Raw genomic sequence first — 5386 nt, 5'->3', positions numbered from 1 at the left:
TCGTCAGCTTCTGCGGCATACCCGGCTTGGGGCGCGGCTTCTTCACGCCTTTCGGTTTGTTTCCCATAGCCTCACCTCCCCGTTTATGTAAAAAATCAAACTGATGTAATGCATTTATCCACACTTCCGCACAGCGAGCCTTCCGCGAGGGGAAGAACACTCAGGCGGCACTTCCCGGATCAGCCGCATAGCGTCCGCTCGATCGTTCGCCACGCCCCGCAGCACCTCCGTTTCGCGGCCTCTCTCGTCTCTGTATACGACGGCAAACTCGGAGAGGCCCGTTTCTACGGCCTGCCAGCTTCTTACGTTAAAGACGCCGGGATCATGATCGAAGGCCCAGCGGTACGATACAAGCCCCCGCTCCGCCGCGGCTTTGTCCAGTGCGCCAAGGCGGTCTCGTGCCGCGCCGTGCCAGATGACCGTCTCTCTATCTCTCACTGCGAAATAGCTCACCCTGAACGCCTCCGTTCTCATTCTCTACGCCCTTGCGGCGCTGGATCGTGCTAACGATCATATCTGCCAGCTCCGGCTTCTTCATCTGCGCCCAGTCGGAGTAGAAGCAGAGCCACGAGCGGGAAGCGTAGCCGTTCTGCTTGTCGTACTCGCTCTGCATGGCCGAAGGCCGGCAATGCCGCCCGTGCGTCCAGTTTCCGCCCTGGATCTCCAAAGCGACGCGCACGCGCGGCCATGCGACGTCACTTCGCCAGAGCCGGTCAGGCCGGGCGAAGCGGTACTCGAAGAAGTATTCCTCGCCCGTCCGGCGGCTGATCTCCTCCGCAACAGTCAGCTTGAGGGCGTCGCGCTGCTGCTCAGTCATCCGTCTCACCCTCCAGCCATAGGTCGGGCGGTGAAATCGTCACACGATCCCTGCAAAAGTTTGCCCGCTCTCCGAACTGATCCAGCAACGCCTGGCGAACAACTTCGGGCGGGCATCCCGCCTTTTCCGCGAGGGAAGAAATAAGGGCGGAAAATTTTTGCAGGACAAGTCCCGTTTTTTCGTATTCACTCAAAAAAACATTGTTTTCCTGCAACGCCTGCAACGCTGCAACGGTTTTGGCCTCGTCCATTGATATTACTGAATTTGTGGTCGTTGCAAGCTCCGTTGCAAGACCGTTACAATGCAACGCTACCCCGTTTTCAAGCCCCGTTGCGTCCGTTGCAAGCGTTGCAGGCGTTGCAGAAAAAACACTATTCTTATCTCTAAAAGAAAAAGATATAGATAAATTATTATTATCTTCTTCTTTTATAGGGGGGCCTTTTTTCTCTTCGCAGTACAGGCGGTCTTCCCCTACAAGGTAGTACCTGCCGTCGCTGAACCGCTGGAGCTGCCCCGCATCCTTGAGACGCTTCAGAGCGCTTCTGAGGGTACTCTCGCCCACGTCTGCCGCTTCCGCGATCTGCTTGGGCGACAACGGCGCGCCGCTTTCTTCCAGAGCGTCGAAGATGGCCCTCGCTGTGCCGGTTTCTTTTTCGCGGCGTTCTTTGTAGATCTCCTCCGGCGTGGAGAGACGCCAGCCCGCGGGCTTCGTCCAACGGATAGGGATATCGTCGGTACAGTCCAGATCTCGCCCCGTCCGCTCGATCGTAGCCGTTTCGTTCTGCCCTTCACGCTTCAGGGCGAGGATCGCATCCGCGGCACTCGGCAAGCCCATGGAACCGGACAACCCTTCCAGCATCTCGCCGTTTGCCGCGCCGCCCTTTTTCAGGTGGTGAACGAGAAGGATTGGCGTATCCGTCATGTCGGCCAGCGCTTTCAGCGGCCCCACAGCCTTGTAGTCGGCCTCATAGGCGTTCAGCGCCTTATCCGTGCCCGTTGGCTTCACCTTGTTCCAGACGTCGATAACTACGAGCGAAGGCTTGTTTTCAACGATCCATTCCAGCAGTAACTCAAGCCCTCCGGCGTCGAGGCGTGGGAAAGTTGTTGTGAAGCTCATGACAGAGGGGACGCCACCCGTAGGGTAGAGCAGTTGGAGCCGCTCTTTCAAACGTGCTTGAGTGTCTTCCAGGGCCGCATAGAGCACAGCCCCCTGCATCGTTTTCATGCCAAGGAAGGGCTTTCCAGCCGCGACCGCCGCGCCCATTTGCAGAACGAGCCAACTCTTGCCCTTCTTGGCGATCGAGGCGAGCACGGTCAGCCCCGAAGGGACAAGTCCTTCGACCGCCCACTTCTTGGCTTCGAATCTTGTAGCCATGAGCGCGGCCGCGCTGATAAACTCTGGTTTGTTCCGCGTCGCTTCCGAAGACTGCATCTTGCGCAGCATCCGCGACAGCTTCAGGCGCTTCTCAAACTCCGTGCGGGCGGCCTCGAAGCCCCTGGCGAGAACAGCGTCGTTCCAGTCGATGTTATTCTCCCCTTGGGGAATGGCTTTCAGGGCGTCGGGAATGGCGGGGCGCAGGACGCCATCCTTATGCCCCCGTCCACGCTCCTTCGCCTCGCCCAGCCGCACGGCATTGTAGGCGTCTTCTCCAGCTTCGCCAGCGTCGGTGGCGATGACGATCTCCCTGCCCGGGAACCTCGAAGAGAAAGCCGCCGCCACGACTGGCACGTTGCCCGCCCCGAAACAGCAGATTGTGCGCGCAGAGTCGCCGACAAAGCGCTTTACCGTTGCCGCAGTGGCCATGCCCTCGCAGAAGACGATCGGAGCGTCCTTTTTGGAGCATGCCCCGGCTTCCCAGTACCCGGCCTCTTTAACGCCAAGGTCGCGCTTGCCCCATTTGCCGTCAGTCTTGAAGCAGTCGATCATTTCCACGCCGACAAGCTGATTCGTTTTCGCGTCCCTCACGGGAACGACCAGCTGCCCGCGGCGGGGGATCTTCTGGTACGGCTTCGGTACATCGGGGCCGCTAAAGGAAAGTACCCGCAGATCAAGGCCCGTTGCATCGATTTGCTTGGCCTTCAGGTATTCATGGCTCTGCACGTCTTTCTCCGTCGCCATCTCCCACACGGCACGGGCCGCCTCGATCTTTTCCCCCTCCGCCGCTGCGGCTTTGGCGTCCTGTTCTTTCCTCGAGGAAGAAGCCCCGCCGCCCGCGTATTCCGGCGCGGGAACGCCCAGACGGCCGGCAAGTTCTGTCAGCGTGCCGCCTTCGTTGGTACCCAGATCGTGCCAGCAACCTTTTTCAAGGCTAACCGTAAAGGAAGGATTGTGCTCTTTCCGCAGCGGCGAGCACATGAGCAGCTCGTCGTCGCTTCTCCTTAGCTTCCCGACGCGAGGCCCGACGTGTTTCTCGAACCATGATTCATTCATGTCTCTCTGTCTATCGTTCATTGCCCGCCGCCTCCTTCCTCGCGCCGATCAGCATGTACCTGGCCAGCTTCCAGTCCTCGTGCTTCACGGTCAGGATCGGCCAGCCCGCTTTCCGTAGTTCGCAGATTCGCGCGGCCAGCTCGTATACCTTGCCGCAGGAGAAGATGTGCTCGCGGTCGAACACTTCACCCTGAAGCAGAGCGGCCAGCACGATCCGGCGCTGCGTGTTCTGCATCTTGATGTTTCCTCTGTCTTTCTGCGCCGTCATGCCGCCACCTCCGCCCGTTCAGAGGGTACAAAAAATCCAGCCACCGCCAACGCGTCACTTCGCGCGGCAATGCCCGGTTTCTCGATACTTTTATTCTGTTGAGAGTCTACGCCGAAATCGACACGGGCCTCGTGGCCGGTGCCTACATGATGCGAATCAGATTGTCCGTCTCCATCGTCTGAACCGCCGCCATCGTCGCTTCCGGAATCGGAACCGGCATGGGAAGACGCGGCCACGAAAGACGAACGAGAGTTACACTGAGACCTTAACCTCGCCCTCCGGCCTCGACGTTCTACGTTATAGCACACTTTTTTTCTCCTAGCGGCACGTAAAATCCCTTTGCAGTTTGCGCGCCAAGAACTTTCTTTTCGACGCTCTTCTTGTGCATAACAAGAAACAGCATTAAATACTTTATCATATACAACATTCCATCCAGGGCACTGGTCTTTTATATACTCTAGCTCTTCGTCGTCCAGACGTGACTCCGCTTCTTCACAGAGGCCGTAAATAACATCCTCAGCAGCGCTGGAACAAATTCTTTCTATCAGCACTTTCCGCTGACGATTAGAAATCTCCATATCAAAACTAACATAACCATTGCCTTTGAGATCAAAATCCAAATTCACAGAATAATTCGCTTTTGTGTTATAATTGAAGTACAAGGTGTTCATCTCCTCCAGTCTTACGACCGTTCCCGGAATCTCGCCCGGCGAACGGTCTTTTTTTGTCCTCACGCCAGCATACGCGGCGCGCCCCTGTCGTCGGCAATCATGTCGCGCGGTACACCGATGCACGCAGATACGCCCAGCAATTCATCATTGGTCAAGTAGCGACTCCTATCCCCCTCTCAAAATTCCTGTACCGTGCCGCGTCAATGCCCGCCTGCTCTGAGACCGCCTTCACTGAAATGTCGCGCCGCATACGTTCGAACCCTGCCACTGTCAACATTTTTCACTCACCTCTCTTTCGTACTTTTATACCATATATAGAGCAATTTCGCAAGAGTTTTCCACTAAATAAGGCACTCCATAAATCTCCCTCTTTGTGGTAACATGAGTAATCATACGGATCAAGGAGGTGAGTAATGGATAGTCAGAAAAATATAATTTTTATTAAATGTAGAGACTCAAGGTGCAACACAGGAATGTTTACAACGAGAAATACACGTTCGGCTTCCCAGCAGCAACCGATTCACACGAAAAAAGCGCCGAAGCGAATACCGTGAATGATATACACGGAATGCTTCGACGCCTTGAATTTACTGAATTTGGTGGATCGTACAGGACTTGAACCTGTAACCCTCTGATTAAGAGTCAGATGCTCTGCCAGTTGAGCTAACGATCCTTATAAAATTGGGGTGGGTAAAGAGATTCGAACTCTCGACCTGAGGATCCACAATCCTCCGCTCTAACCAACTGAGCTACACCCACCATCTTGCCTTGCGAACTGCGCGGATGAAAATGGCGCGCCGGACAGGATTCGAACCCGTGGCCCACGGCTTAGAAGGCCGTTGCTCTATCCAACTGAGCTACCGGCGCACGGTAATTGGAGCGGAAAACGGGACTCGAACCCGCAACCCCCAGCTTGGAAGGCTAGTGCTCTACCAATTGAGCTATTTCCGCACAAACCTCATCCACTGGTCGGGGTGAAAGGATTCGAACCTTCGACCCCCTGCTCCCAAAGCAGGTGCGCTAACCAGACTGCGCTACACCCCGAATTGAGAGAATATGGTGGAGCTGAAGGGATTCGAACCCTCGACCTATTCGTTGCGAACGAATCGCGCTCCCAACTGCGCCACAGCCCCTCAGAACCAACAGGTTGCATTCTAGACTCAAAGGCTGTTCTTGTCAAGGGGGGATTTTTGAGATAC

4 protein-coding genes and 6 tRNA genes are annotated in these 5386 nt (G+C 56.1%); all 10 read right to left on the bottom strand.

What is annotated here, in order from left to right; translation table 11 throughout:
* Nucleotides 1–427: 427 nt before the first annotated feature.
* Nucleotides 428–817, bottom strand: a complete 390-nt coding sequence (locus HMPREF7215_RS12200; RefSeq protein ID WP_009163557.1) for a hypothetical protein — start codon at nucleotides 815–817, stop codon at nucleotides 428–430.
* Nucleotides 810–3269, bottom strand: a complete 2460-nt coding sequence (locus HMPREF7215_RS00375; protein WP_009163556.1) for an AAA family ATPase — start codon at nucleotides 3267–3269, stop codon at nucleotides 810–812. Before HMPREF7215_RS00375 ends, HMPREF7215_RS12200 begins: the two co-directional genes overlap by 8 nt.
* Complete coding sequence (locus tag HMPREF7215_RS00370; RefSeq protein ID WP_009163555.1) at nucleotides 3259–3516, bottom strand: helix-turn-helix domain-containing protein; 258 nt, start codon at nucleotides 3514–3516, stop codon at nucleotides 3259–3261. The genes HMPREF7215_RS00375 and HMPREF7215_RS00370 overlap by 11 nt, the downstream gene beginning before the upstream one ends.
* Nucleotides 3513–4178: a hypothetical protein gene (locus HMPREF7215_RS12990; RefSeq protein WP_156797370.1), complete on the bottom strand. Its 666-nt coding sequence runs from the start codon at nucleotides 4176–4178 to the stop codon at nucleotides 3513–3515. The genes HMPREF7215_RS00370 and HMPREF7215_RS12990 overlap by 4 nt, the downstream gene beginning before the upstream one ends.
* 606 nt (nucleotides 4179–4784) lie before the next feature.
* Nucleotides 4785–4860: transfer RNA gene (locus tag HMPREF7215_RS00365), tRNA-Lys, on the bottom strand.
* A gap of 9 nt (nucleotides 4861–4869) precedes the next feature.
* Nucleotides 4870–4946: transfer RNA gene (locus HMPREF7215_RS00360), tRNA-His, on the bottom strand.
* 31 nt (nucleotides 4947–4977) lie between these two features.
* Nucleotides 4978–5054 (bottom strand) — tRNA-Arg (locus tag HMPREF7215_RS00355).
* Nucleotides 5055–5062: 8 nt separating this feature from the next.
* Nucleotides 5063–5138: transfer RNA gene (locus HMPREF7215_RS00350), tRNA-Gly, on the bottom strand.
* 15 nt (nucleotides 5139–5153) lie between these two features.
* A tRNA-Pro gene (locus HMPREF7215_RS00345) sits at nucleotides 5154–5231 on the bottom strand.
* Between the two features lie 13 nt (nucleotides 5232–5244).
* Nucleotides 5245–5320, bottom strand: a tRNA-Ala gene (locus HMPREF7215_RS00340).
* Nucleotides 5321–5386: the final 66 nt, after the last annotated feature.

This window comes from Pyramidobacter piscolens W5455 (genome assembly GCF_000177335.1).
GTDB classification, from domain to species: Bacteria; Synergistota; Synergistia; order Synergistales; family Dethiosulfovibrionaceae; genus Pyramidobacter; species Pyramidobacter piscolens.
The sequence above is the reverse complement of the archived record's forward strand: the minus strand, read 5'-3'. Positions and strand labels throughout refer to the sequence as shown.

What these genes read in the sequence shown, in the direction of transcription:
- HMPREF7215_RS12200 (WP_009163557.1), bottom strand. Translation starts at nt 817, where the DNA reads ATGACTGAGCAGCAGCGCGACGCCCTCAAGCTGACTGTTGCGGAGGAG.
- HMPREF7215_RS00375 (WP_009163556.1), bottom strand. Translation starts at nt 3,269, where the DNA reads ATGAACGATAGACAGAGAGACATGAATGAATCATGGTTCGAGAAACAC.
- HMPREF7215_RS00370 (WP_009163555.1), bottom strand. Translation starts at nt 3,516, where the DNA reads ATGACGGCGCAGAAAGACAGAGGAAACATCAAGATGCAGAACACGCAG.